The sequence below is a fragment of the Pseudarthrobacter oxydans genome, from assembly GCF_013314975.1.
Lineage (GTDB): Bacteria > Actinomycetota > Actinomycetes > Actinomycetales > Micrococcaceae > Arthrobacter > Arthrobacter oxydans.
Genome location: NZ_JABTYH010000012.1, coordinates 1 through 21,612, shown reverse-complemented (window position 1 = coordinate 21,612; position 21,612 = coordinate 1). Strand labels below are relative to the sequence as shown.

Genomic DNA, 21,612 nt, shown 5'->3' with positions numbered 1-21,612 from the left:
GGACCGCCGCTACTCTGCCACGGCGGCAGCGATGAGGGCCTTCAGGGTGCCTTTTTGGACTTCGCCCAGGACGCGGGAGGCCACGCGGCCCTGCTTGTCCAGCACCAGGGTGGTGGGGACCGCGCCCGGCGGAACCAGTCCGGAGACAGCCAGGAGGACGCCGCCGTCCTTGTCGTCAAAGCTGGGGTAGGTCAGGTTGAAGGTCTTCTCGAAGGCCTCGGCGGTGGCTTTCTCGTCCCTCAGGTTGACGCCGTAGAACTGCACGCCCTGGTCCTTGAACTCCTGGTGGAGCTCTTCCAGGATGGGGGCTTCCACGCGGCACGGGGCGCAGGCGGCGAACCAGAAGTTCAGCACCGTCACCCGGCCCTGGAAATCGGCGGGCGCCACGGTGGTGCCGTTGAAGAGCGTGCCGTTGACCTGGATGGCGGACTTTCGGTCCCCGGCCGCAAACTCCGTCACGGAGCCGTCGCCGGCAACATAGTTTTTGTTGTCGCCCGCCTTGGCCTGCTGGGCCAGGGCATCCTCCTGGGCGCAGCCTGACAGGCCCAGGGTCACGGCGGTCAGGGCCAGGCCACCGGCAGCCAGCAGGCTCCGGCGGGAAGTCACGGGATTGCGGTGGGTCACAGCTAGGCTCCAGGGGTGCTGGACGCACCCGGAAGAAGGGAAGCGGCGGGTTCGCTGTACTGCACGCGCAGGAGCGTGCCGGCGTCGTCGAACACCAGGGACGTGATGGAGGTCAGGGTGCATTCGCGTTTCCGCGGGTCATGCCACAGCGGCTTTCCCTCGGCGCTGAGGCGGGTGGCCCAGATGGGGAGCTGGTGGCTGACCATGATGGCTTCAGGCCCGTCCGTGCCGAAGTCCCCGGCTGCCAGCTCAATGGCGCGCAGCCGCGCGTCCTGGACCGCCTCCATCACCCGGGAAGCCTGGTTTTTGTACGGTTCGCCCCACGACGGCCGCAGCGGGTTGACCAGCCGCGGCCAGTGCTTGGGGCGGCGCAGCTCAGCCCTGGTGACCTTCATGCCCTCGAAGTAGTTCTCCGCTTCGATGATCCGTTCGTCCGTGTGGATCTGCAGGTTGAGCGCGTCCGACGTCGGCCGGGCAGTTTCCTGCGCACGGTCCAGCGGGGAGGCTGCCAGGTAGGTGATCCGGGCACCCCCGGCCGCGCGCCGGCTGAAGTGCTCGGCGAGCGTGCGTGCCATCTCCTGGCCCAGTTCGGAGAGGTGGAATTCGGGCAGCCGTCCGTAGAGAACGCCGTCGGGATTGTGGACCTCGCCGTGGCGGAGCAAATGGACAGTGGCTTGGGGCATGTTTACCAGTTTCTCAAAGATGGCGTGCGATCCGAAATCTCCCGGACAAGCTTCTACGGAGAGTAGAACTGAAGTTTTTGAAGAAATGTTCCGAAGACGGGAACAAAACATGCAAATGCATGTTTATACTGGATGCAGCAGTTAGTTGAGACTTCAACAGATGAAGGTTCAACAGCACAACCCGACAGTACGCAAACCCAAGGAGCATCACCATGGCACTTCCCGCAGACGTCACCACCGGCACCTGGACCCTCGACAACTCACACAGCGAGATCGGCTTCACGGTCCGCCACGCGGGCATCAGCAAGGTCCGCGGCCAGTTCACCGAAGCCGCCGCCACCCTTGACCTCCCCGGGGACATCTCCGATGCCAGGATCAACGCCACCATCAACACCGCCAGCTTCGATTCCGGCGACGTAAACCGCGATGGCCACGTCAAGGGCGAGGATTTCTTCGACGTAGAGAAGTTCCCCGAAATCTCCTTTGTCTCCAACGGCCTCGTGGCCAAGGGCGACAGCTATGAGCTGACCGGCGACCTGACCATCAAGGGCGTCACCCGCCCCGTCACCCTGGACACCGAGTTCAACGGTGTGGCTGTTGACCCGTTCGGCAACACCCGTGCAGGCGTTTCCGCCGGGACCACCATCAGCCGCAAGGACTTCGGCCTGACCTGGAACGCCATCCTCGAGACCGGCGGCGTCCTGGTGAGCGACAAGGTTGCCATCAACCTCGAACTCGCCTTCATCGCTCCCGCGGCGTAATTCCTTCCGCTCCGGCACCCCGGCCCTGGACTCCCGCAGTCCGGCGCCGGGGTGCCGTCTTTAAGCACGCCGCTCCTTCCGGGTCCCGGCGGGGATTACAGTGAGGGCCATGAGCAACTCTCCCAGCGCGCCGCGGAGCGGTTTTGCCCGAATGTTCCTGGTGACGGGCCTGCCCACCGAACTCAAGGTCTCCTTCTGGATCTGGTTTGTGGGCGGCATCCTGGGCCTGGTGGGTGGAATGCTCGGCATGCTGGCATCGCTGGTGCTCTTTGCCGCGGCACCGGGGGCGGCCACGCTGGTGCTCCTGCTCATGCTGCTGGCGGCAGCGGTCGGTGCGGCGCAGATCGTCCTGGCCCTTGCCATGAAGGACGGAAAGCGCTGGGCCCGCCTGGGCCTCACGGCCCTCACCGGCGCCACCCTGGTCCTGGCGGTGGCCAACGCCATGATGGGCGTGGGTCAGGGCGGCAACTGGGCAACGTTCCTCATCAGCCTGGCGGCAACGGTGCTGTTGTGGCTGCCCAATTCCCAGGCCTTCTTCGCCGCGGCCCGCTCCGGGAATACCTCTTCCGAATGACCCACAAGGCGGCTGCCCGGGGGTACGGTGGACGTAAGTGATGCTGGGGGTAGGGGACAGGACCGATCCCGGCGATTTACCTGGAACCCGACACGCAAAAGGACCGCCCATGAGCACTCCCCCCGTCCCGCCTCCCGTTCCGAACGAACCCGAGCCCGGCTCCGAGTCCGGCAGCCAGGGTCCGCGCTACGGCCAGAATGCACCCCAGTATGGCCAAAACCAGCCCCAGTACGGCCAGCAGTCCGGAACACCGCAGTATGGACAGAACGCCCCGCAGTACGGCCAGAACCCGCCCCAGTACGGCCAGTCGGGCGCACCCCAGTACGGGCAGAACGCCCCGCAGTACGGCCAGAACCCGCCGGCAGCCCCCGGCTACGGCCAGCAGCCGTACGGACAGTCCCCGTATGCGCAGTATCCGTCGGAGCAGCCCCAGCCGTCCGGCAGCACGGGTGTTCCCCAGATGGTCAACATCTCCTTCTGGCTGCTGATTGCCTCCGCCGCGATCTTTGTGATTTCGATGCTGACCGGCCTGACCACGCTGGATGATCCCATGTTCCGCGACGCCTTCGAAACCCAGATCGAGGGCAGCGGCGCCGGAGTCACCTACGAGGATATGAAGGGCGTCATCGCCGGAACCCTGGTGGTGTTCGCCATCATCGGCCTCGCCCTGTACCTGCTGGTGGCGTTCTTCGTCCGTAAGGGCAAGAACTGGGCGCGGATCCTGGGCACCGTCTTCGCGGCACTGTCCATCTTCGGCCTCTTCGGCCCGCCCAGCTTCGCAACCCTCGGCACCCTGCTGGGGATCGCGGCCATCGTGCTGCTCTACCTGCCGGCCTCGGCTCCGTACTTCCGGCGCCAGCAGCCGTTCGCCAACCCGTACGGCGGCAATATGGGGAACCCGTACGGCCGGTAACTCCACGCACCACCCACCCTTCGGGCGTGGGTCCCGGAACCAGCAAGCACCGCTGACGGAAACTAGGCGGTCTGCCCCGGGGCCTGCGCCCGTTGTGCGTGATAGGCCAGGATTTGCAGCTCGGTTGCCATGTCCACCTTGCGGAGGTTAACGCCCTCCGGCACCTGGAGCATGATGGGGGCGAAACTCAGGACGCTGCGGACCCCGGCCGCCACCACGCGGTCGCAGATGCCCTGGGCCACGGAAGCGGGCAACGCAAGGACCACCATGTTGGCCCCGGTGCGGTGCAGCACGGTTTCCAGGTCCGCCACGTCGCTGACGCGCAGCCAGCCGACCTCGTTGCCCACCACCATCTGGTCCGCGTCAAAGATGGCCACGACGTCGAAACCCCGGGATTCGAAGCCGCCGTACCGTGCAAGGGCCTTGCCCAGGTTGCCGGCACCGACGATGGCAACTTTCCAGTCGTGGGTGAGTCCCAGGGCAGCGGCGATGTGCCGGCTGAGGTACTGGACCTCGTAGCCCACACCGCGGGTGCCGTAGGAGCCCACGTGGGAGAGGTCCTTGCGGAGCGTAGCGGAGCTGACGCCGGAAGCCTCGGCAAGGGATTCGGAGGAGACCCGCTCCACGCCTTCGGCCAGGAGGGTATTAAGGGCACGCAGGTAGAGGGTCAGCCGGGCCACTGCAGCGGGCGGAATCTGTTTGGCTGCCGTGCCCGCAGCTCCCGGCAGGTCCGGGACAGCCTGGGGGGTTGAATCCAGCGAAGCCACCAGCCCCTCCCTCGCATCGCGTTGTGACTCCACTCTAGGGCCCAACCGGCAATGCCATCAAAGCAGGTGCCGCCGATGCAGGGGACACTGAAGACCTCTCCACCACGGTACTGCTCCCCTACTGTGCCAGGGCCCGCTGGAGCACGCGTGCCAGCCGGGCTTCGTCGATTTTCCAAAAATCGCGCTGCACGCCATCCACCAGCACCACCGGGATTTCTTCCGCGTAGCGCTCACGGAGTTCCGGCTGGTTGTCCACCAACTCCTCGCTCCACCCAAGTCCCAACGAAGCTGTAACCCTGCTGACGGCGTCGCGCGCGTCTTCGCAGAGGTGGCAGTCTGCCTTGGTGATCAGGACAACGCGGGGTGAGGCCATGCGTTAACCGTAGACCCGTTCCCCGGGGTCCGGCGACGCCGGGCAAGGGGGAACAAGGCTAAACGGGGATTGAACAGCGGATTGACTAGACTCGACTGCATGCCCGAGGAGAAGTACGTCGCCGTAGTCACCAAACCGGTTGCTGCGCCGCAACCGGGCGAGGCGGCGTTCTTCGATGTGGACAACACCCTGATGCGCGGTGCCAGCCTCTTCCACGTTGCCCGCAAGATGCACCAGCGCGGGGCGTTCACCATGGCCCAGGCGGCCGGGTTCGCGTGGAAGCAGTTCAAGTTCGTGGCCCGCGGCGAAAACATGGACGATGTCCACGCCGTCCGCGACTCCGCACTGACGCTGGCGGCCGGCATCACGGTTGATGACATCAAGGCGCTCGGCGAAGAGGTCTACGACGAGATGATCGCCTCCCGCATCTGGCCGGGCGCCAAAGCGCTGGCGGAGCAGCACCTGCGCGTGGGCCGCCGGGTGTGGCTGGTGACCGCCACCCCCATCGAAGTGGCCACGGTGATCTCTACCCGGCTGGGACTGACCGGGGCGCTGGGGACGGTGGGGGAAATTTCCGAGGGCATGTACACCGGCCGCCTGGTGGGTGACATCCTGCACGGCTCGGCCAAGGCTGTGGCCGTCCAGGCCATTGCGGACGCCGAGGAGCTGGACCTCAAGCGCTGCTGGGCGTACAGCGACTCCTATAACGACATTCCGCTGCTGACCCTTGTGGGCCATCCGGTGGCCATCAACCCGGATGCCCGCCTGCGCCGGCACGCCCGCGACAACAACTGGCCGGTCTACGATTTCCGGTCAGGCCGGCGCGCGGCCACGTTCGGCCTCAAAGCCGCGACGGCCGGCGGCGCCGTCTACGGGCTCTGGAAGGGATTTGCCCGCATCCGGGGCCCGCGCATCTAGGTCGCAGCAGATGTCCTTATGAGCCTTGTTAACGACATGTGCTGCTACCTGGTTGGGGACAGCACAAGAAAATGCCCGCCGCCTCGGAAGGCGACGGGCATTTCCTGCGCTGTTCGAAGTATCTCTACTTCTTGTTGCGGCGCTGGTGACGGGTCTTGCGAAGCAGCTTGCGGTGCTTCTTCTTGGCCATACGCTTGCGACGCTTCTTAATAACTGAACCCACGTAAGTTCCTTACAAACTAGATGCAGTACCTGTCTGATGGAAATTGTTCGTGGACAGAGCTACGAACTGAACAACTGACAGATTCTTACAATGACGTAAAACGTTCCTTAACAGGGTACCGCTTCCGGAAGGCGGCTACGGACAGCTGCTCAGGCTGTCTCGGAGTGGCCGTCCACCACAGCACCTTTGAGGTACTGCTCAACGGCCTGTTCCGGAACCCGGTAGGAGCGGCCGAAGCGCACTGCCGGCATTTCGCCGGAGTGCACCAGCCGGTACACGGTCATTTTGGAGACGCGCATGACCTGGGCTACTTCAGCCACGGTCAGGAACTTCGCGTTGGAGAAGTTCTGTTCTGCCGACATTTCCCTATTTTCCTTTGCTGACGGATGGACAACAGTGACCCCAGGTACGTGCCAATGCGGTGTTCCGATGCTGAGCCATCCACCAACCACCTATCTAGATACTCTAGATGTTCGTGTGGCAGAAGTGAAAGTAGTAAATCCCCCTATTTCGCCTCCCGGCGCTTACGCGCGGACGCGGCCAGCTGGTCCAGGACGGAGACCGAAACGTCCCATTCCATGCAGGCATCGGTGACGCTCTGCCCGTACACGAGCTCAGCGCGTCCGGCCGCGTGCTCGGCAACATCCAGGTTCTGCGCGCCGCCCACCAGGAAGCTTTCCAGCATGACGCCGGCAATCGCCTGGGCCGACGTGCCGCCGTCCTCGAGCTGCGCGCCGATCTCCAGCGCCACCTCGGCCTGCCGGTGGTGGCTCTTGCCGCTGTTGGCATGGCTGGCATCCACAATGAGCCGCGGGTTCAGCTGCTTGCCTGCCAGCTTGGCTGACGCCGCCCCGACGTCGGCGGCGGAGTAGTTGGGTCCCTTGCGTCCGCCGCGGAGGATGACATGGGTGTCCGGGTTCCCGGCAGTGGACACCAGCGCCGCCCGGCCGTCACCGTCAATGCCCAGGAACGCCTGGGCCGCGGCCGCCGCACCGCAGGCGTCGATGGCCACCTGGAGGTCGCCGTCGGTCCCGTTCTTGAAGCCGATGGGCATGGACAGCCCGGACGCGAGCTGCCGGTGGATCTGGCTTTCGGTGGTGCGCGCCCCGATGGCGCCCCAGGAGATCAGGTCCGCCATGTACTGCGGGCTGATGGGTTCGAGGAACTCCGTTGCCGTGGGGAGGCCCAGGGCGGTGACCTGCTGCAGGAAGTGCCGGGCGGCGCGGAGGCCGGTCACCATGTCGTGGCTGCCGTCCAGGCGGGGATCGTTGATGAGGCCCTTCCAGCCCACGGTGGTGCGGGGCTTTTCGAAGTAGGTGCGCATCACGATCAGCAGGTCTTCCCTGTGCTTCTCGGCCTGGCTCACCAGCCGGCGTGCGTACTCAAGGCCCGCCTTGGGGTCGTGGATGGAGCAGGGCCCAACGATCACCAGCAGGCGGTCGTCCACGCCGTCCATGATGGCCCGGACTTCATCGCGGCCGCGTTCGACGACGTCCGCCACCCGGGCGTCCAGCGGCAGTTCCGCGATGAGTTCCTGCGGGGTGGGCAGCGCCGTGAATTCGCTGACGCGCAGGTTCGACGTGGACCTGGCCGCGGATTCCGTTGCGGAAATGCCGGCGGTTGTGTTTGCGGGGGCTGTTGCGGTGCTCATGTTCGGGTCCTGTTCCAGATGGGAAGCGGGCCCGGATCAGAACCCGCCGGAGAAACGGCGAAGGGCAGAGAATCATCTCTGCCCTTCTGGCTCTGAAGGAAAGTTGGTTGCGTGTCAGTTAGACGCGGGCCCCTCCAGAGCCAACGAAAAATACGCATACCAACGGTTAGTCATGCCATGAACCATAACCACAGCTTCCGCGGATGGCAAAACGGTTACGTTGCATCACGCGACAGGCTTGCCACCAGCTCGGCGTGCTTCCGGTCCGTGAGGCGGTACCAGTACATGATGCCCACGGCCGCCAGGACCAGGACTCCGGGCAGCAGTCCCGCCGCGGCCCGGATGGCCAGTGTTGCGGATTGCGGCTGTTCTGCCACGCCCGAGGCGTAGCCGCCCCAGGCCAGGGAAAAGGCCACAACGCCGGCCCCAAAGCCCATGCCCAGCTTCCTGGTGGCGGCCAGGAGGGCGTAGTTGATGCCCTGCACCCGGACTCCGGTCTTCCACTCGCCGTATTCCACGGTGTCCGCGATCAGCGCCCACGTGACAATGCTGACCGACGCGGAGGCAAGCAGCCCCAGCACCAGGCCAGCCACGCCCAGCAGGGGCGCCTCCACGGGTGCCAGGAAAACCAGCAGGCCCCCAACGGCACCGAGGCCGGCGCCGGCGCTGTAGACGGCACGTTTGCCCCAGCGTGCCACCGGACGCGGAATGAGGACCGCCAACGTGAGCGTGATGGCCACCTGCGCGGCGGCCATGAGGGGAAACAGGTCCACCCGGGACAGGACATCGCGGAGGTAGTAGAACTGGGATGCTCCCGTGGCGGATGTTCCGGTGACAAAAAGCACCGAGCTGACGCAGAGGACCACCAGCGGCGAATTTGCCTTAAGGGCCGCCATGCTCTGGCTGAGGGTGATCCTGGGGACGCTGCCGGGAACCTGCTCGGCGCAGGCGGCACCGGTGAAGGCGTACAGGGCCGAGCCCACAACCGCGAAGGTGATGGTCAGCCAGGTGAAGACCTGCTGCATGTCCTGCCCGGCCCCCAGGAGCGGGGCAATGAAGAAGCCGAGCGTGGCGCCAACGGACAGCCCGCCGAGGGTCCGGGCGCCGCCCAGCCGGGCGCGCTGCCGGGCGTCCTGCGTCATGGCCCCCACCAGGCAGCCGTAGGGAACATTGACCATGCTGTAGGCGACACACACCAGGCCGTACGTGCAGTAGGCGTAGAGCAGCTTCAGGGACGGTTCGACGTCCGGAACATGGAACACCGCCACGCTCAACAGGAGCGGGATGAAACCGAACATCAGGAAGGGCCGGAACTTCCCCCAGCGCCGGCTGTGGACGCGGTCCACGATGCGCCCGGCGGCGATGTCCGTGAAGGCGTTGAATACCCGCAGGAGAAGCAGCAGGGTTCCGGCGGCGGCTGCCCCGATCCCGGCAACGTCCGTGTAGTAGACGAGCAGGAACATGTTCCCGGTGCTGATGATCATGCTGTTGGCGGCGTCACCGGCGCCGTAGGCAAAGACGCTGAGCCTGCTGAGTTTCTTCATTGCTTCCTGTTCCAACGGGTAGAGAAACCGTTTTCTCACACCGGCAGAAGCAACTTACCCCAAAATCTTGCGCAGAAACAGCAGCTGGCGGATCCAGTGGTGTTCCTGGCCGCCCTCGTGGTTGTTGAACCGGTACACCTCAATCTCCTTCCCGGCGCCGGTTCCGGAGGAGCCTGCCGTTCCGGAGCCATAGGCGTTGAAACTTGCGAAGACCGTGGACGGCGGGCAGATGTCGTCCATCTGGGCGGCTGAATACAGCGCAGGGGCTGTTGCCCACCGGGCCAGGTTGACGCCGTCGAAATAGCGCAGGACGGCGAGCGCGGAGTCGTACCGGTCCCGGTGCCGGGCCAGGAACTGGGCGATCTCGGGGTACGGGCCGCGGGGTGTGATGTCGATGGCCCGGGGGAAGTCCTGCAGGAACGGGACATCGGGCAGCGCGGCGATGACGCCGTCGAGCCTTCCGGCGGCCAGGCCCGCGGTGGCCACCACAATGCCGCCGCCCTGGCTGACGCCGGCCAGCACCACCCTGGAGGGGTCGACGGCGGGGTGGGACTGGGCGGCTTCCACGGCCCGGAAGGCGTCCACGTACACACGGCGGTAGTAGTAGTCCTCGCGGTTTCCGATGCCCCGGGTCATGAGTCCGGCGTGGGCGACGTCCCCGGCGGAGGGGTGCGGGTCCGGCGTGTCGCCCAGCGTGCCGCCGTAGCCCTGGCCGCGGGTGTCCATGATGAAGTGCGCGTAGCCGGCCTGGGCCCAGCGGGTGTCCTGGTTGACCAGGCCGCGGCCGCCGGAGTAGCCAACGTACTGGACCACCACCGGCAGTGACGCCCCGGGTTCCCTGTGCGCCGGGAGGTGGAGCCAGCCCCGGACCGGAGCGCCGCCGTAGCCCGCGAAGGTGACGTCGAAGGTGTCGATGACGGAAAGGTAGTTTTCCACCGGCTCAAAACTGGCGTCCAGCGGGAAGGCCCGGGCTTCCCTGATGGTGGCGTCCCAGAAGTGGCCCAGGTCCTCCGGGGGCGTCACGTCCGAGGAGTAGGCGCGGAGCTGCGCAAGGGGAAGGTCGAAGAGCGGCATGGGTCATCCAATCCTGTCGGTAGGGGCGCTGCGAGGGGCGCTGTAGGTGAGAACTGCGGGTATTCCTGGCTCAAGGTGCGCTTCCCTGGTGCCCGGTCCATACCGGACCAGCACCTTGACCGGCTTCTGCGCGGCCAGGGTTGCCTGCACCAGCCGCCCGTCCTGCCAGTCCAGGTCCACGTCCACCCCGGGCCGGGCACGGAGCCGCCGGGCGCGGCCGGCGGGCAGCTCGGAGGGGAGGGCGGGGAGCAGCTCTATTTCGTGGAGCCCGCCCACGGTCCGGTGGCTCTGGACCAGGCACTCGGCCAGGGCGGCCACGTACCCGAGGTTGCCGTCGATCTGGAACGGCGGGTGGGCGCCGAATAGGTTGGGATACAGGCCTCCGCTTTGGCCTCCGCGGGGCGTCTGCATGTCCCGGAAGTAGAGCCGCAGGAGGTCGCTGACTTTTCCGGCCTGGCGGAGCCGTGCGCGCAGCAGGATCTTCCAAGCCAGCGACCAGCCGGTGGCTTCGTCGCCCCGGCCGTCCAGGCTGGCCCGAACCGCCGCTTCGAGCCCGGGGGTGAGCGGCGTGTCCCCGGGATAGGCGAGGTAGAGGTGGCTGACGTGCCGGTGCCCGGGTTCCCATTCCTCCGGATCGTCAAGCCACTCCCGGAGCTTTCCGCCGCGTCCCGGTGCCGGTGCGGGAAGCCGGGGCAGGGCACTGCGTGCGGCGGAGGCCACGGGGTCATCTTCCAGGCCAAGGCGGCGGGCCAGGGTGTCCAGCATCCGGAAAACATCGCCGATGAGGGTCAGGTCCATGGTGGCGGATTGGGCGGCGGATCCCTGCACCCGGGTGCCGGTGGACGGGTCTGCCGCCGCAAACGTGTTCTCCGGGGACGTGGACGGGCTGGTTCCCAGCGAGCCGTCCGGGAAATTAACCAGCAGGTCCAGGGCGAATTCAGCGGCACCGCGGATGGCCGGCCAGGCTGTGTCCCGGGCAAAGCTGTCCGGGGCGAAAGTGTCCGCGTCCGCGGAACTGTCCGTGCTGCCAAACTGCAGATGCTCCCACAGGTGCCGCACCAGCCAGGTGCCTGCCATGGGCCAGTACGCCCACTCCGGCGAATGCGCCCCGTGCCCCACCGGTTTTGCGTAGGCCCACAGATCCGAGTTGTGGTGCACGGCCCAGCCGCGGGCGCCGTAATACTCCCGGGCCACCGCGGACCCGGTCCCCTGCATCGCCTCGATGAGGGCAAAGAGCGGTTCCGCGCACTCGGCCAGGCCGGTGGGTTCGGCGCCCCAGTAGTTCATCTGCAGGTTGATGTTGGTGGTGTAGTTGGAGCTCCAGGGGGCCGGCAGTTCGGCGTTCCAGATGCCCTGGAGGTTGGCCGGCACTCCGCGCCAGGCCGTCCCCTGCCGGGACCCCGCAGGGGCGGACCGCGAGCTGGAGATCAGCAGGTACCGCCCGTAGTTGAAGAGCAGCGCCGCCAGGCCGGGATCGGCCGCCAGCGGGCCGCCAGGGTGGGCGTTGGCCGCCAGCAGCCGCCGGCCCGTATCTTCGCTTTCCCGCACCGGAACATCGAATTCCACCCGCGCGGCCCCGTAGAGCCTGGAGTGGCTCTCCCCGTGCCGGCCAAGCAGGACTTCCCGTCCGGAGGCCCGGGCCTGGTCCACCACGGTACGGGCGGCGGCCGCGGCAGTGGAGGCGGTGCCCCGCGGCTGGCGGGCCAGCCCCGCGAAGGTGGTGTCGGTGGCGAGGTAGATGTCGGCGCGCCGGACGCCGGTGGCGGCCAGGCCGTCGTCGTGCGCTGATGCCTGCCTGGCGGGGCCGGCTGGTCCCTGCACGGGTCGGCCGTCATGCTCCCAGGTGGCCGCCACTGCCCCCTGCATGCTGAGGGAATCGTCCTCCGAGTACTCCACCACGCCGCCGTCGTGCGCCGGGGCTGCGTCGGAGGGCATTTTCAGTTCGAGGGACAGCCTCCCGTCCCCGCCGGAGCGGCGGAGGATACGCAGCGGGGAATCCAGTCGCAACGCAAGGTCGAGGCCCTGCGGCGCGTCGGTCCGCAGCGAGACCACCAGCACTGACGGATCGTGGCTGATGAACGCTTCCACCCGGACGGCGTGGCCGTCCAGGCGGTACGTGTTGGTATTGAGGGCGCGGGAAAGGTCCAGGCCGCGGTGATAGTCCGACGACGGCTGTGCGGGAGCGCCGCCGCCTCCCTTTTCCCCTGCTGCCGGGTTTGCTGCGGTGGCTGCCGCGGTGAGGTAGAGGTCGGCGAACGGGAGGTACGCCTGGGAGTGCCGGTGCTGCAGGCCTTTCAGGGTTACCGTGGCGCCGGCGAAGTCGCCGGAACCGATCAGGCGGCGGCTTTCGTTGAGGATCCGGTCCGCCTCCTCCCGGCTGAAGACGGGCTCCCGGTCCTGGCTGCGCGGTGACCCGGACCAGGCGGACGAGTCGTTGAGCTGGAACCGGTGTTCCACCTCCGCGCCCGCCTGGCTGCCGCCGAACACCATGGCGCCCAGCCGGCCGTTTCCCAGGGGAAGGGCCTCCAGCCACCGGGCAGCAGGCGCATCGTAGGCAAGGACGTGTTCTGGGGGCATGGGTTCAGATCCTAGGGCCGGCCGGGGAACAAGGGAAGGTCAGGCCACACGGTGAACAGCAGCTACAGCCGCGAGAGTTCCGGAACGAACACCTGCAGGTGGTGGCTGTGCACCACCAGGGCACGGAGGTCGGCCAGCTCCCCGGAGACTGCCCCCGCGGCGCGCGCCTGCACCAGGACGTTGCCCAGCGCCGTTGCTTCCACGGGCCCGGCCACCACTTTCTTCCCGGTGACGTCCGCCGTGAGTTGGCAGAGCAGCCTGTTCTGGGAGCCGCCGCCCACTATGTGCACCACGTCCACGGTCCGGCCGGCCAGGCGTTCGGCGTCCCGGAGGGTGCGGGCGTAGCCGGCGGCCAGGCTGTCCATGATGCAGCGGGTGATGGCGGCGGGATCGTCCGGCAGTACCTCTCCGGTGCGCCGGACGGCGGCCCGGATACGCCCGGGCATGTTGTCCGGGGCGATGAAGTAGGGATCGTCCGGGTTGACCTGCGGCCCTCCCGGCGGCAGCGCGGCCGCCGCGGTGAGCAGCGCCGTCAGTTCCGGCCGGAACCCCTCCTGCGCCCAGGTCCGCTGGCATTCGCTGAGGAGCCAGAGCCCGCCCATGTTGCGGAGGTAGCGGATGGTGCCGTCCACGCCGCGTTCATTGGTGAAGTTCGCTTCGCGGCTGGCCTCGGTGAGGACCGGGTGCTTCAGTTCCAGCCCCACGAGCGACCAAGTGCCGGAGGAGATGTACGCGAAGTGCTCCCCGCCGTTGTCCGCTTCCGCCGGGACGGCCGCCACCGCCGAGGCGGTGTCGTGCGAGCCCACGGCCACCACCCGGGTGTCCTGCGGCAGGCCCACCTGCGCGGCGATGCCCGGCAGGAGGGTGCCCACGGCCTCGCCGGGCTGGACCAGCGGCGGGAACAGATCCTTCCGCAGGCCCAGGGCGGTGAGGAACTCGGTGGCCCACTCCCCCGCCACGGCGTCGAACAGGCCCGTGGTGGAGGCGTTCGTGGCCTCCGTCCGCCGGACGCCGGTGAGCAGGAACGCGATCAGGTCCGGGATCAGGAGTGCCTGCACCCCGTCCATGTTCTTCTCGCTGGCGAGCTGGTAGATGGTGTTGAACTGCAGGAACTGCAGCCCCGTGGTCCCGTAGAGGCGCGCGGGGTCCAGTTTCCGGTGCACGGGTTCGACGGCGGTGCGGCTGCGGTCATCGCGGTAGCTGAAGGGCTGGGCAACCAGCTCCCCGGATTTGTTGACCAAACCGTAGTCCACCGCCCAGGTGTCGATGCCGATGCTGGCCACCTGTTCCCCCTGCGCGGCGGCCACGGTGGCCGCCGCCGCCAGGCCCGTGAGCACCTCGGCGAAGAGGGCGTCGAAGTCCCAGCGGAGGCCGCCGTCGATCTCCACCACGCCGTTGGGGAAGCGGTGGACCACTTCCAGCTCCACGCTCTCGCCCGAGCTGACGCGTCCGAGGATCACGCGGCCTGAGGAGGCGCCAATGTCGACCGCGGCGAACACGCCGGGGGCGGAACGCGCGCCGTCGGCGCCCTGAACCTGCCCGCTCATCGCAGGAAGGCTGCGGCCACTCCGGCGTCCACGGGGATGTGCAGGCCGGTGGTGTGGGACAGTTCGTTGCCGGTGAGCACGGCGGCGGCGTTGGCCACGTGCTCGGGCAGGACTTCGCGCTTGAGCAGGGTGCGCTGGGCGTAGTACTCACCCAGTTTTTCCTCGTCCACGCCGTACACGGCGGCGCGCTTGGCGCCCCAGCCGCCGGCGAAGATGCCGGAGCCGCGGACCACGCCGTCGGGGTTGATGCCGTTGACGCGGATGCCGTGCTCGCCCAGTTCAGCGGCGAGCAGCCGGACCTGGTGGGCCTGGTCCGCCTTGGTGGCGGAGTAGGCGATGTTGTTCGGGCCGGCGAACACGGAGTTCTTGGAAGAGATGTAGATGATGTCCCCGCCCAGGCCCTGCGCGATCATCACCTTGGCCGCGGCCTTGGCCACCAGGAACGAGCCCTTTGCCATGACGTTGTGCTGCAGGTCCCAGTCCTTTTCGGTGGTTTCCAGCAGCGGCTTGGAGATGGACAGCCCGGCATTGTTGACCACCAGGTCCACGCCGCCAAAGGCCAGCACGGCGGCGTCGATCGCTGCCGCAACCTGGGCCTCGTCCGTGACGTCCGCCTGGACGCCGACGGCAACGTCGGGACCGCCAAGTTCTTCGGCGACCTTTTCGGCGTTCTCCAGGTTCAGGTCCGCGATGACCACGCACGCGCCTTCCGCGGCGAGGCGCGTGGCGATGGCCTTGCCGATGCCCGACGCCGCACCGGTCACCAGGGCGATGCGGGTGGCGTGGGACTTCGGCTTGGGCATGCGGGCGAGCTTGGCTTCCTCCAGCGCCCAGTACTCGATCCGGAACTTCTCGGATTCCTCGATCGGAAAATACGTGGAGATGGCTTCGGCGCCGCGCATCACGTTGATGGCGTTGATGTAGAACTCACCGGCAACCCGGGCGGTCTGCTTGTTCGCCCCGTACGAGAACATGCCGACGCCGGGGACCAGCACAATGGCCGGGTCCGCGCCGCGCAGCGCCGGGCTGTCCGCATCCGCATGGCGGCTGTAGTAGGCCTGGTAGTCCTCGCGGTAGTCCGCGTGCAGCTCATGCAGCCGCGCGATCGAGTCCTCCACCGAGGCGTCGGCGGGCAGGTCCAGGATCAGCGGCTTGACCTTGGTGCGCAGGAAGTGGTCGGGGCAGGAGGTGCCCAGCGCGCCCAGGCGCGGGTGCCCGGCGGCTTCCAGGAAGTCCAGGACGACGGCGTCATCGCTGAAGTGCCCCAGCTGCGGCTTGTCCGTGGAGGCCAGGCCGCGGATCACCGGTGCCAGGGCAGCGGCCTTGGCACGCCGCTCTGCTTCGGGCAGGGCGCCGTAGCCGGGCAGCTTCGGTCCGAAAGGCTCGGCCTTGCCGTTGTCCCGGATGTACTTCTCCGCCTGGTCGATGATCCACAGCGAGTTCTGCTCGGCCTCGTCGGACGTGGCGCCCCAGGCGGTGATGCCGTGCCCGCCCAGGATGGTCCCGATGGCCTGCGGGTTGGCGTCCTTGATCGCGGCGATGTCCAGGCCCAGCTGGAACCCGGGCCGGCGCCAGGGCACCCATACCACCTTGTTGCCGAAGATCTTGGTGGTCAGCGCCTCGCCGTCCACCGCCGTCGCAATGGCGATGCCCGAGTCCGGGTGCAGGTGGTCCACGTGCGCCGCATCCACCAGGCCGTGCATGGCGGTGTCGATCGACGGGGCGGCGCCGCCCTTGCCATGCAGGCAGTAATCGAACGCGGCCACCATTTCGTCTTCACGCTCAACGCCGGGGTAGACGTTCTTCAACGCGTTCAGCCGGTCCAGGCGCAGCACGGCCAGGTTTTCGGCTTTCAGCGTGCCCAGGTCCCCGCCGGAGCCCTTGACCCACAGCAGCTGGACGTCCTCGCCCGTGACCGGGTCCTTCTCCGTGCCCTTGGCAGAGGTGTTGCCGCCGGCAAAGTTGGTGTTCCGCTTGTCCGCACCCAGGCGGTTGGAACGGGAAATCAGGTCTTCAACAGTCTTGTTCGTCATAACTTTTCAGGCGCCCCATCCGGCTTGCTGGCCGCCCACGCGGTCCTCGTTGATCTTCTTCTGGTAGCCGCTGGCCTTGAACGCGGCCAGCGGGTCCGCGGGCAGGCCGCGGGATTCACGCCACTCGGCCAGGACCGGCCGGACGTCGGTGTAGAACGCATCATTGAAAATACCGTTGGCGGCCAGCACGTCCCCGGAGCGCTGGGCCTCGGCCAGGGCAGCGGTATCCACCAGCAGGGCCCGGGCCGTCATTTCCTGGACGTTCAGCACGGAACGGATCTGGCCCGGGATCTTCTCCTCCAGGTTGTGGCACTGGTCCAGCATCAGGGCCACGCCCGAATCCTTGCCAAACCCGCCGCCGCGGATCACCTCATGCATGATGCGGAACAGCTGGAACGGATCCGCCGCGCCCACAATCAGGTCATCGTCCGCATAGAAGCGGGAGTTGAAATCGAACGAGCCCAGCTTGCCCAGGCGCAGCAGCTGCATCACGATGAACTCGATGTTGGTGCCCGGCGCGTGGTGGCCGGTGTCCAGGCAGACAAACGCCTTCTCGCCCAGCGCGAGGGTCTGGGCATAGGACGTGCCCCAGTCCGGAACATCGGTGTGGTAGAAAGCGGGCTCGAAGAACTTGTACTCAAGCACCAGCCGCTGCTCATCGCCCAGCGCCGCGTAGATCTCCTGCAGGGACTCGGCCAGGCGGTCCTGGCGGCCGCGGATGTCATCCTGGCCCGGGTAGTTGGTGCCGTCAGCCAGCCAGATCTTCAGGTCCTTGGACCCCGTGGCGTGCATGATGTCGATGCAGTCCAGGTGGTGGTCGATCGCCCGGCGCCGCACCGCCCCGTTGGACGAGGTCAGGGAGCCGAACTTGTACTCGTCGTCCTGGAAGGTGTTGGAGTTGATCGTGCCCAGGCCCACACCCAAACCTGCCGCGTACTCCTTCAAGGCGGCGTAGTCGTCCACCTTGTCCCACGGGATGTGCAGCGCAACGGTAGGAGCCAGGCCAGTCAGTTCGTGGACCTTCGCCGCATCCGCAAGCTTCTCCTGCACGGTGCGCGGAGTGCCGGGCGTGCCGAACACCTTGAACCGCGTCCCCGAATTTCCATAGGCCCACGAAGGGACCTCGATGGCAAGCTCCTCGAGCCTGCCCAGCGCCGTTGCTACGTCATTCATGATGGTTCTTTCCGGTGTCGTGATGCTGTGGTCGGTGGTGCGGCCCGCTGCTGGAGCCGGTGTGCGTCAGTTCGCGGTGGACTCGGCCGCCGCCAGCTGGCTGTCAAGGTTGAAGACTTCCTCCAGGACCTGGAACCCTTCATCGGGAGCCTGCCCGGAATTTTCAAAAAGCGTGGCCATTTCCGCCTGCCAGCGGGCGTTGACGTCCGTCAGAGCCATGCGGGCCCGGACCGCGTCGAAGTCGTCGCATTCCAGGTAGCCCACAAGGAGCCCGTCCCCGGAGAGGAACAAGGAGTAGTTGTTCCAGCCGGCGTCCTTGAGTGCGCGGAGCATGTCCGGCCAGACAGCGGCGTGCCGCCTGCGGTATTCGTCGATCATGGCCGGCTGGACCGAGGAGCGGAAACACACCCTCATTTTTGGTTCTCCTGAAATAGCAAATCTTTGAATCGTTTCATTGTTACGATTCAAAGTACTCTTGAAGCTGAGCAGGTGTCAAGCATTCCGGCCCGCGGTCCACAACCCGGCCTTAGTGCGTGCCACAAAGAGCAGCAGCACGGAGAATCATGAATCGTTCAGCCAGTATCAAGGACGTCGCCAACCATGCCAGCGTGGCGGTCGGCACGGTGTCCAATGTGCTGAATTACCCGGACAGGGTTTCGCAGCGGACCAAGGACCGCGTGCTGAAGGCCATTGACGAGCTTGGCTTCGTCCGCAACGACGCCGCCCGCCAGCTGCGCGCAGGCCACAGCCGCACCATCGGGCTCATCGTCCTGGACGTGGGCAACCCGTTCTTCACCGCCGTCGTGCGCGCGGCCGAGGACGCCGCCGCACTCCACGGCAGTGCTGTCCTGCTGGGGGACAGCGGCCACGACGCCGCCCGCGAGGCCAACTACATCGACCTCTTCCAGGAACAGCGTGTCCAGGGCCTGCTGATCTCCCCCGTGGGCGATGTAACCGAGCGGCTGGACCTCCTCCGCGAACGCGGCGTGCCCACCGTCCTGGTGGACCGTCAGGCGGACGAGGCAAAGTTCAGTTCCGTGGCGGTGGACGACGACGCCGGCGGGTACCTGGCAGCGCGGCACCTGCTGGACACCGGCCGCCGTCGGCTCGCCTTTGTGGGCGGCCCCACCTCCATCCGGCAGGTGGCCGACCGCCTCCAGGGTGCCCGGCGTGCAGTCAAGGAGGAAGCGGACGCCACGCTGGAGGTGCTCGAGTCCGAGGGGCAGACCGTCCTGGCCGGACGCAGCGTGGGCAACTCGCTGGTGGAGCGGGGCCGTGAAGGGCTGCCGGACGGCATCTTCTGTGCCAACGACCTCCTGGCTTTGGGCGTGATGCAGTCCCTGACCATGACCCACACATTCCGCATTCCGGAGGACGTCGCGCTGATCGGCTATGACGACATCGACTTCGCCGTCTCCGCCGTGGTTCCGCTGTCCTCCATCCGGCAGCCCACGGAGGCATTGGGACGTACCGCCATCCAGCTGCTCGCCGAAGAGGTCGAATCCCGGAATCCGGCGCACCGGTCGGTGGTCTTCACACCGGAACTGGTGGTACGGCAGAGCACAAAAGCCAACTAGTTACCGGCCTGCAGCCACTTCATGGACTCGGTCCGCGAGGTGAAGAACCGGGTGGGACACGGCGGGATATGCACGCCCAGGAAGAAGTTGGCGATGATCCGGTCCACCGGGCTGGCACCCAGCAGCGCAATGCGGTCCGCGGCGCAGGGGATGGAAAACACGGAACGGGCCGCCCGTGTGACGTCCTCGGTGGTGGCCATGTCCACCAGCATGGGATAGGTCCGGCCCCCCGCTATCTCGTTGACGGCCGCCATGGCAGCCTGCGCGTCCTCGAGCTGTATCCGGACCTTGGGCTCCCAGATCAGGTGGATGACGCCGTCGGAACGCAACTCCACCGTCCCCTTGCCGCCGTCGACAACTAAAGGCTCCAAAACTGCTTCCCTCCCCTGGGCAGACCCGCATGACCCTCCTATCATGCCGTAGCTTTACCGCACGCACTGCTGCAGCGTAGCCTGATGGATGCCCGCTTCAGTTACCTATGAGCAGAACCGGCTGCTGAGGTCCTGGCTTGGCCCGTTCAGGGTGGTCAAGGACTACTCCTGGCCCCTGCAGGACACCTCCGTCCTCCACGTGTCCACGCCCGACGGCGCGGGCTTCATCGTCAAGGCGAGCACCACCAGCCACCATATCCGGCGGGAGATCGCCGCCCTCGCCCCGGGATTGCCCGGCCCCCACGGCACAACCCCCGTGCTCAGGCAAGCCTCGGTAGAGGCGGGAATCCTGGTGACGGAATTCCTGCCCGGAACGCCGGTGGAGGGATCCGCTGCCGAGTACCGCTCCGAAACGTACCGCCAGGCCGGAGCGCTCCTGGCACGGCTGCACCGCCCAGCCGGGACCTCGGCCGACTACACAAGGAAGATCGCCTACCAGACGCAGCTGCTCATCCGCTCGGCTGAAGGGCTGCTGGCCGCCGGCCTCCGCGCCCGGGCCGCGGAGGAACTGGCCGGCATCATAACGGCCCCCGTGGAACTGGTGGCCACCCACGGTGACTACCAGCCCAGGAACTGGCTGGTGGACGGGGAAACGATCAAAGTCATCGACTTCGGGCGGGCCGATGCCCGCCCCTGGGTCCACGACCTGGTCCGCCTTACCCACCAGCAGTTCCTTGGGCGGCCCGCCCTGGCGGAGGCCTTCTACAGCGGGCTGGGGAAGCAACCCACGGGCGCCGAAGCCGGCGTGTGGCATCTCGAAAACCTGAACCAGGCCCTGGGAACCGTGGTCTGGGCGCACAAGATCGGTGACGCCGCCTTTGAGCAGTCCGGAGTGGAGCGGCTGGAGCGGATACTGGCGGGCTAGGACCTCCTGCGAGGATGGAGCCATGGAATTCAACCGTCTGCTGCAGATCCGGCGCATCTATGCGCAACCCGCTGCACTGGAACTGCCACGGGGGAAGGAGATCGTCGGACGCTGGCCGGACGCCGACGTCGTGCTTGTTGACAGCCATTGGAACATCCCCGAGCTGCACGGTGAAGAAACCAACGTGCCGCGCTGGTCCCGAATCAAGACGGAGGCACTGGTCCTGGGCGTCAAGAAGGCACTGTCGGTCAAGCCGAACGGCCGGTCAGCGGACTTCATCGCACCCTCAACCGCCAATGGCTGCGCCATGGCCTGCGCCTACTGCTACGTGCCCCGACACAAGGGGTACAGCAATCCCGTAACCGTGTTTGCCAATATCGGCCAGATTTCCGCGGCGCTGGAACGGCACGTGACGCGCCAGGGCATGAAGCTGGAGCCAAACCAGTGCGACCCGGAGCTCTGGGTCTACGACATCGGCGAGAACAGCGACTGCTCGGTCGATGCCCTGGTCAGCGACAACGTGGAGGACCTCGTCACGCTCTTCCGCGACCTGCCCACTGCGAAGCTGTCCTTTGCCACCAAGTTCGTCAACCCGGGGATGCTCGGCTGGGACCACGGTGGACACACCCGGATCCGGTTCTCCCTGATGCCCGCGGCCCTGGCGAAGTCCATCGATGTCAGGACCTCCCCCGTGGCTGACCGGATGGCCGCCATCAACGACTTCGTTGCTGCCGGCTACGAGGTGCATGTGAACTTCTCCCCCGTCATCATCACGGACACGTGGCTCAGCGATTGGGAGGAGCTGCTGCGCCAGCTGGACCGCACCCTCAGCTCCGCCGCAAAGGCCCAGCTCGCGGCGGAAGTCATCTTCCTGACCCACAACGAGCGGCTGCACGAGGTCAACCTCGGCTGGCATCCGCAGGCCGAGGACGTGCTGTGGCGCCCGGACCTCCAGGAGTCCAAGGTCTCCTCCAACGGCTTCACCAACGTCCGCTACCGCGCGGGGACCAAGGCGCGCTACGTGAACCAGCTGACGGCGCTGATTGAAAAGATCGCACCGTACTGCCGGGTCCGCTACGCGTTCTGAGGCTGCCCGGGGGGCACACCGGACAGCGGCAAAGGCCCCGCGCTAGACTGACCCCATCATGACCGGCGCACGTCCCCGTCTCCTTGCCTGGCTCGTTGCCCTGGCGACCTGCCTCGGGGCCTGTGCGCCCGCCGCCGGCATCAACGAGGCGCCCGCCCGGCAAGCGGTCCCGGCTTCCCCCGCGCAGCAGGCCCCTGCCTCCACCGCGCCTCCCTCC

General features: G+C 67.1%; 22 protein-coding genes. 7 read left to right on the top strand and 15 right to left on the bottom strand.

All coding sequences use genetic code 11. The features are described 5' to 3' along the window. Positions 1-9: 9 nt before the first annotated feature. Both HTS88_RS09900 and HTS88_RS09895 read right to left on the bottom strand, forming a co-directional pair. Positions 10-624, bottom strand: coding sequence for a TlpA family protein disulfide reductase (locus HTS88_RS09900; RefSeq protein ID WP_310112869.1), 615 nt, complete (start codon positions 622-624; stop codon positions 10-12). Positions 625-626: 2 nt separating this feature from the next. Further along, on the bottom strand, positions 627-1,307 hold the full coding sequence (locus tag HTS88_RS09895) for a histidine phosphatase family protein (protein ID WP_174177879.1): 681 nt from the start codon (positions 1,305-1,307) through the stop codon (positions 627-629). A gap of 212 nt (positions 1,308-1,519) precedes the next feature. Here HTS88_RS09895 and HTS88_RS09890 point away from each other — a divergent pair, with 212 nt between their 5' ends. The 3 genes from HTS88_RS09890 (at position 1,520) to HTS88_RS09880 (ending at position 3,555) form a co-directional block, all read left to right on the top strand. Continuing rightward, a complete protein-coding gene (locus tag HTS88_RS09890) occupies positions 1,520-2,068 on the top strand; it encodes a YceI family protein (protein WP_174177877.1) in 549 nt (182 codons plus the stop codon). Between the two features lie 109 nt (positions 2,069-2,177). Then, the gene (locus tag HTS88_RS09885) at positions 2,178-2,642 is read left to right on the top strand and encodes a hypothetical protein (RefSeq protein ID WP_174177875.1); all 465 of its coding nucleotides are present in this window, start codon (positions 2,178-2,180) and stop codon (positions 2,640-2,642) included. 109 nt (positions 2,643-2,751) lie between these two features. Then, positions 2,752-3,555, top strand: a complete 804-nt coding sequence (locus HTS88_RS09880) for a heme-copper oxidase family protein (protein WP_174177873.1) — start codon at positions 2,752-2,754, stop codon at positions 3,553-3,555. Positions 3,556-3,617: 62 nt separating this feature from the next. On the opposite strand, the gene HTS88_RS09875 is transcribed toward HTS88_RS09880, so the two are convergent. Next, positions 3,618-4,322, bottom strand: coding sequence for a redox-sensing transcriptional repressor Rex (locus tag HTS88_RS09875; RefSeq protein ID WP_174177871.1), 705 nt, complete (start codon positions 4,320-4,322; stop codon positions 3,618-3,620). Positions 4,323-4,440: 118 nt separating this feature from the next. Next, positions 4,441-4,695 (bottom strand): glutaredoxin family protein, encoded by a 255-nt coding sequence (locus HTS88_RS09870; protein WP_174177869.1) that lies wholly within the window; start codon positions 4,693-4,695, stop codon positions 4,441-4,443. A gap of 99 nt (positions 4,696-4,794) precedes the next feature. Here HTS88_RS09870 and HTS88_RS09865 point away from each other — a divergent pair, with 99 nt between their 5' ends. Continuing rightward, positions 4,795-5,613 (top strand): HAD family hydrolase, encoded by an 819-nt coding sequence (locus HTS88_RS09865; RefSeq protein ID WP_066278758.1) that lies wholly within the window; start codon positions 4,795-4,797, stop codon positions 5,611-5,613. A 124-nt stretch (positions 5,614-5,737) separates the two neighbouring features. Here the strand turns inward: HTS88_RS09865 and HTS88_RS09860 are convergent, their stop codons facing one another. The 10 genes from HTS88_RS09860 to HTS88_RS09815 all read right to left on the bottom strand — a co-directional run bounded on the left by HTS88_RS09860 (position 5,738) and on the right by HTS88_RS09815 (position 17,849). Next, positions 5,738-5,836: a 30S ribosomal protein bS22 gene (locus tag HTS88_RS09860; RefSeq protein ID WP_003792170.1), complete on the bottom strand. Its 99-nt coding sequence runs from the start codon at positions 5,834-5,836 to the stop codon at positions 5,738-5,740. Positions 5,837-5,985: 149 nt separating this feature from the next. Further along, positions 5,986-6,198, bottom strand: coding sequence for a helix-turn-helix domain-containing protein (locus HTS88_RS09855; RefSeq protein ID WP_174177867.1), 213 nt, complete (start codon positions 6,196-6,198; stop codon positions 5,986-5,988). Between the two features lie 143 nt (positions 6,199-6,341). After that, positions 6,342-7,487, bottom strand: coding sequence for a 3-deoxy-7-phosphoheptulonate synthase (locus HTS88_RS09850; RefSeq protein ID WP_246256150.1), 1,146 nt, complete (start codon positions 7,485-7,487; stop codon positions 6,342-6,344). 215 nt (positions 7,488-7,702) lie between these two features. Next, positions 7,703-9,031: a glycoside-pentoside-hexuronide (GPH):cation symporter gene (locus HTS88_RS09845; protein WP_174177865.1), complete on the bottom strand. Its 1,329-nt coding sequence runs from the start codon at positions 9,029-9,031 to the stop codon at positions 7,703-7,705. Between the two features lie 54 nt (positions 9,032-9,085). After that, positions 9,086-10,105 carry an acetylxylan esterase gene (locus HTS88_RS09840; RefSeq protein WP_174177863.1) on the bottom strand — a complete coding sequence of 340 codons (1,020 nt, stop codon included), beginning with the start codon at positions 10,103-10,105 and terminating at the stop codon, positions 9,086-9,088. Between the two features lie 3 nt (positions 10,106-10,108). Continuing rightward, positions 10,109-12,682, bottom strand: coding sequence for a glycosyl hydrolase family 95 catalytic domain-containing protein (locus HTS88_RS09835; protein WP_174177861.1), 2,574 nt, complete (start codon positions 12,680-12,682; stop codon positions 10,109-10,111). 62 nt (positions 12,683-12,744) lie between these two features. Continuing rightward, the gene (locus HTS88_RS09830) at positions 12,745-14,229 is read right to left on the bottom strand and encodes a rhamnulokinase (RefSeq protein WP_174177859.1); all 1,485 of its coding nucleotides are present in this window, start codon (positions 14,227-14,229) and stop codon (positions 12,745-12,747) included. After that, on the bottom strand, positions 14,226-16,262 hold the full coding sequence (locus tag HTS88_RS09825; protein ID WP_174177857.1) for a bifunctional aldolase/short-chain dehydrogenase: 2,037 nt from the start codon (positions 16,260-16,262) through the stop codon (positions 14,226-14,228). Before HTS88_RS09825 ends, HTS88_RS09830 begins: the two co-directional genes overlap by 4 nt. 6 nt (positions 16,263-16,268) lie before the next feature. Beyond that, on the bottom strand, positions 16,269-17,435 hold the full coding sequence (gene rhaI, locus HTS88_RS09820; RefSeq protein ID WP_174177855.1) for an L-rhamnose isomerase: 1,167 nt from the start codon (positions 17,433-17,435) through the stop codon (positions 16,269-16,271). Positions 17,436-17,501: 66 nt separating this feature from the next. Next, a complete protein-coding gene (locus HTS88_RS09815; protein ID WP_174177853.1) occupies positions 17,502-17,849 on the bottom strand; it encodes an L-rhamnose mutarotase in 348 nt (115 codons plus the stop codon). A gap of 149 nt (positions 17,850-17,998) precedes the next feature. Between HTS88_RS09815 and HTS88_RS09810 the strand changes: the two genes are divergently transcribed. Continuing rightward, positions 17,999-19,012, top strand: a complete 1,014-nt coding sequence (locus HTS88_RS09810; RefSeq protein ID WP_174177851.1) for a LacI family DNA-binding transcriptional regulator — start codon at positions 17,999-18,001, stop codon at positions 19,010-19,012. Here HTS88_RS09810 and HTS88_RS09805 read toward each other — a convergent pair. Further along, positions 19,009-19,383, bottom strand: coding sequence for a DUF7793 family protein (locus HTS88_RS09805; protein WP_174177849.1), 375 nt, complete (start codon positions 19,381-19,383; stop codon positions 19,009-19,011). The two genes, HTS88_RS09810 and HTS88_RS09805, sit on opposite strands and share 4 nt — an antisense overlap. Positions 19,384-19,471: 88 nt before the next feature. Between HTS88_RS09805 and HTS88_RS09800 the strand changes: the two genes are divergently transcribed. After that, the gene (locus HTS88_RS09800) at positions 19,472-20,308 is read left to right on the top strand and encodes a phosphotransferase family protein (RefSeq protein WP_174177847.1); all 837 of its coding nucleotides are present in this window, start codon (positions 19,472-19,474) and stop codon (positions 20,306-20,308) included. A 22-nt stretch (positions 20,309-20,330) separates the two neighbouring features. After that, a complete protein-coding gene (locus HTS88_RS09795; RefSeq protein ID WP_174177845.1) occupies positions 20,331-21,395 on the top strand; it encodes a spore photoproduct lyase family protein in 1,065 nt (354 codons plus the stop codon). Positions 21,396-21,612: the final 217 nt, after the last annotated feature.

Excerpts from the sequence above, each read along its gene's own strand:
- HTS88_RS09895 (WP_174177879.1), bottom strand. The coding sequence starts at position 1,307 with ATGCCCCAAGCCACTGTCCATTTGCTCCGCCACGGCGAGGTCCACAAT.
- HTS88_RS09890 (WP_174177877.1), top strand. The coding sequence starts at position 1,520 with ATGGCACTTCCCGCAGACGTCACCACCGGCACCTGGACCCTCGACAAC.
- HTS88_RS09885 (WP_174177875.1), top strand. The coding sequence starts at position 2,178 with ATGAGCAACTCTCCCAGCGCGCCGCGGAGCGGTTTTGCCCGAATGTTC.
- HTS88_RS09880 (WP_174177873.1), top strand. The coding sequence starts at position 2,752 with ATGAGCACTCCCCCCGTCCCGCCTCCCGTTCCGAACGAACCCGAGCCC.
- HTS88_RS09870 (WP_174177869.1), bottom strand. The coding sequence starts at position 4,695 with ATGGCCTCACCCCGCGTTGTCCTGATCACCAAGGCAGACTGCCACCTC.
- HTS88_RS09865 (WP_066278758.1), top strand. The coding sequence starts at position 4,795 with ATGCCCGAGGAGAAGTACGTCGCCGTAGTCACCAAACCGGTTGCTGCG.
- HTS88_RS09855 (WP_174177867.1), bottom strand. The coding sequence starts at position 6,198 with ATGTCGGCAGAACAGAACTTCTCCAACGCGAAGTTCCTGACCGTGGCT.
- HTS88_RS09850 (WP_246256150.1), bottom strand. The coding sequence starts at position 7,487 with ATGAGCACCGCAACAGCCCCCGCAAACACAACCGCCGGCATTTCCGCA.
- HTS88_RS09845 (WP_174177865.1), bottom strand. The coding sequence starts at position 9,031 with ATGAAGAAACTCAGCAGGCTCAGCGTCTTTGCCTACGGCGCCGGTGAC.
- HTS88_RS09840 (WP_174177863.1), bottom strand. The coding sequence starts at position 10,105 with ATGCCGCTCTTCGACCTTCCCCTTGCGCAGCTCCGCGCCTACTCCTCG.
- HTS88_RS09835 (WP_174177861.1), bottom strand. The coding sequence starts at position 12,682 with ATGCCCCCAGAACACGTCCTTGCCTACGATGCGCCTGCTGCCCGGTGG.
- HTS88_RS09830 (WP_174177859.1), bottom strand. The coding sequence starts at position 14,229 with ATGAGCGGGCAGGTTCAGGGCGCCGACGGCGCGCGTTCCGCCCCCGGC.
- HTS88_RS09825 (WP_174177857.1), bottom strand. The coding sequence starts at position 16,262 with ATGACGAACAAGACTGTTGAAGACCTGATTTCCCGTTCCAACCGCCTG.
- rhaI (WP_174177855.1), bottom strand. The coding sequence starts at position 17,435 with ATGAATGACGTAGCAACGGCGCTGGGCAGGCTCGAGGAGCTTGCCATC.
- HTS88_RS09815 (WP_174177853.1), bottom strand. The coding sequence starts at position 17,849 with ATGAGGGTGTGTTTCCGCTCCTCGGTCCAGCCGGCCATGATCGACGAA.
- HTS88_RS09810 (WP_174177851.1), top strand. The coding sequence starts at position 17,999 with ATGAATCGTTCAGCCAGTATCAAGGACGTCGCCAACCATGCCAGCGTG.
- HTS88_RS09800 (WP_174177847.1), top strand. The coding sequence starts at position 19,472 with ATGCCCGCTTCAGTTACCTATGAGCAGAACCGGCTGCTGAGGTCCTGG.
- HTS88_RS09795 (WP_174177845.1), top strand. The coding sequence starts at position 20,331 with ATGGAATTCAACCGTCTGCTGCAGATCCGGCGCATCTATGCGCAACCC.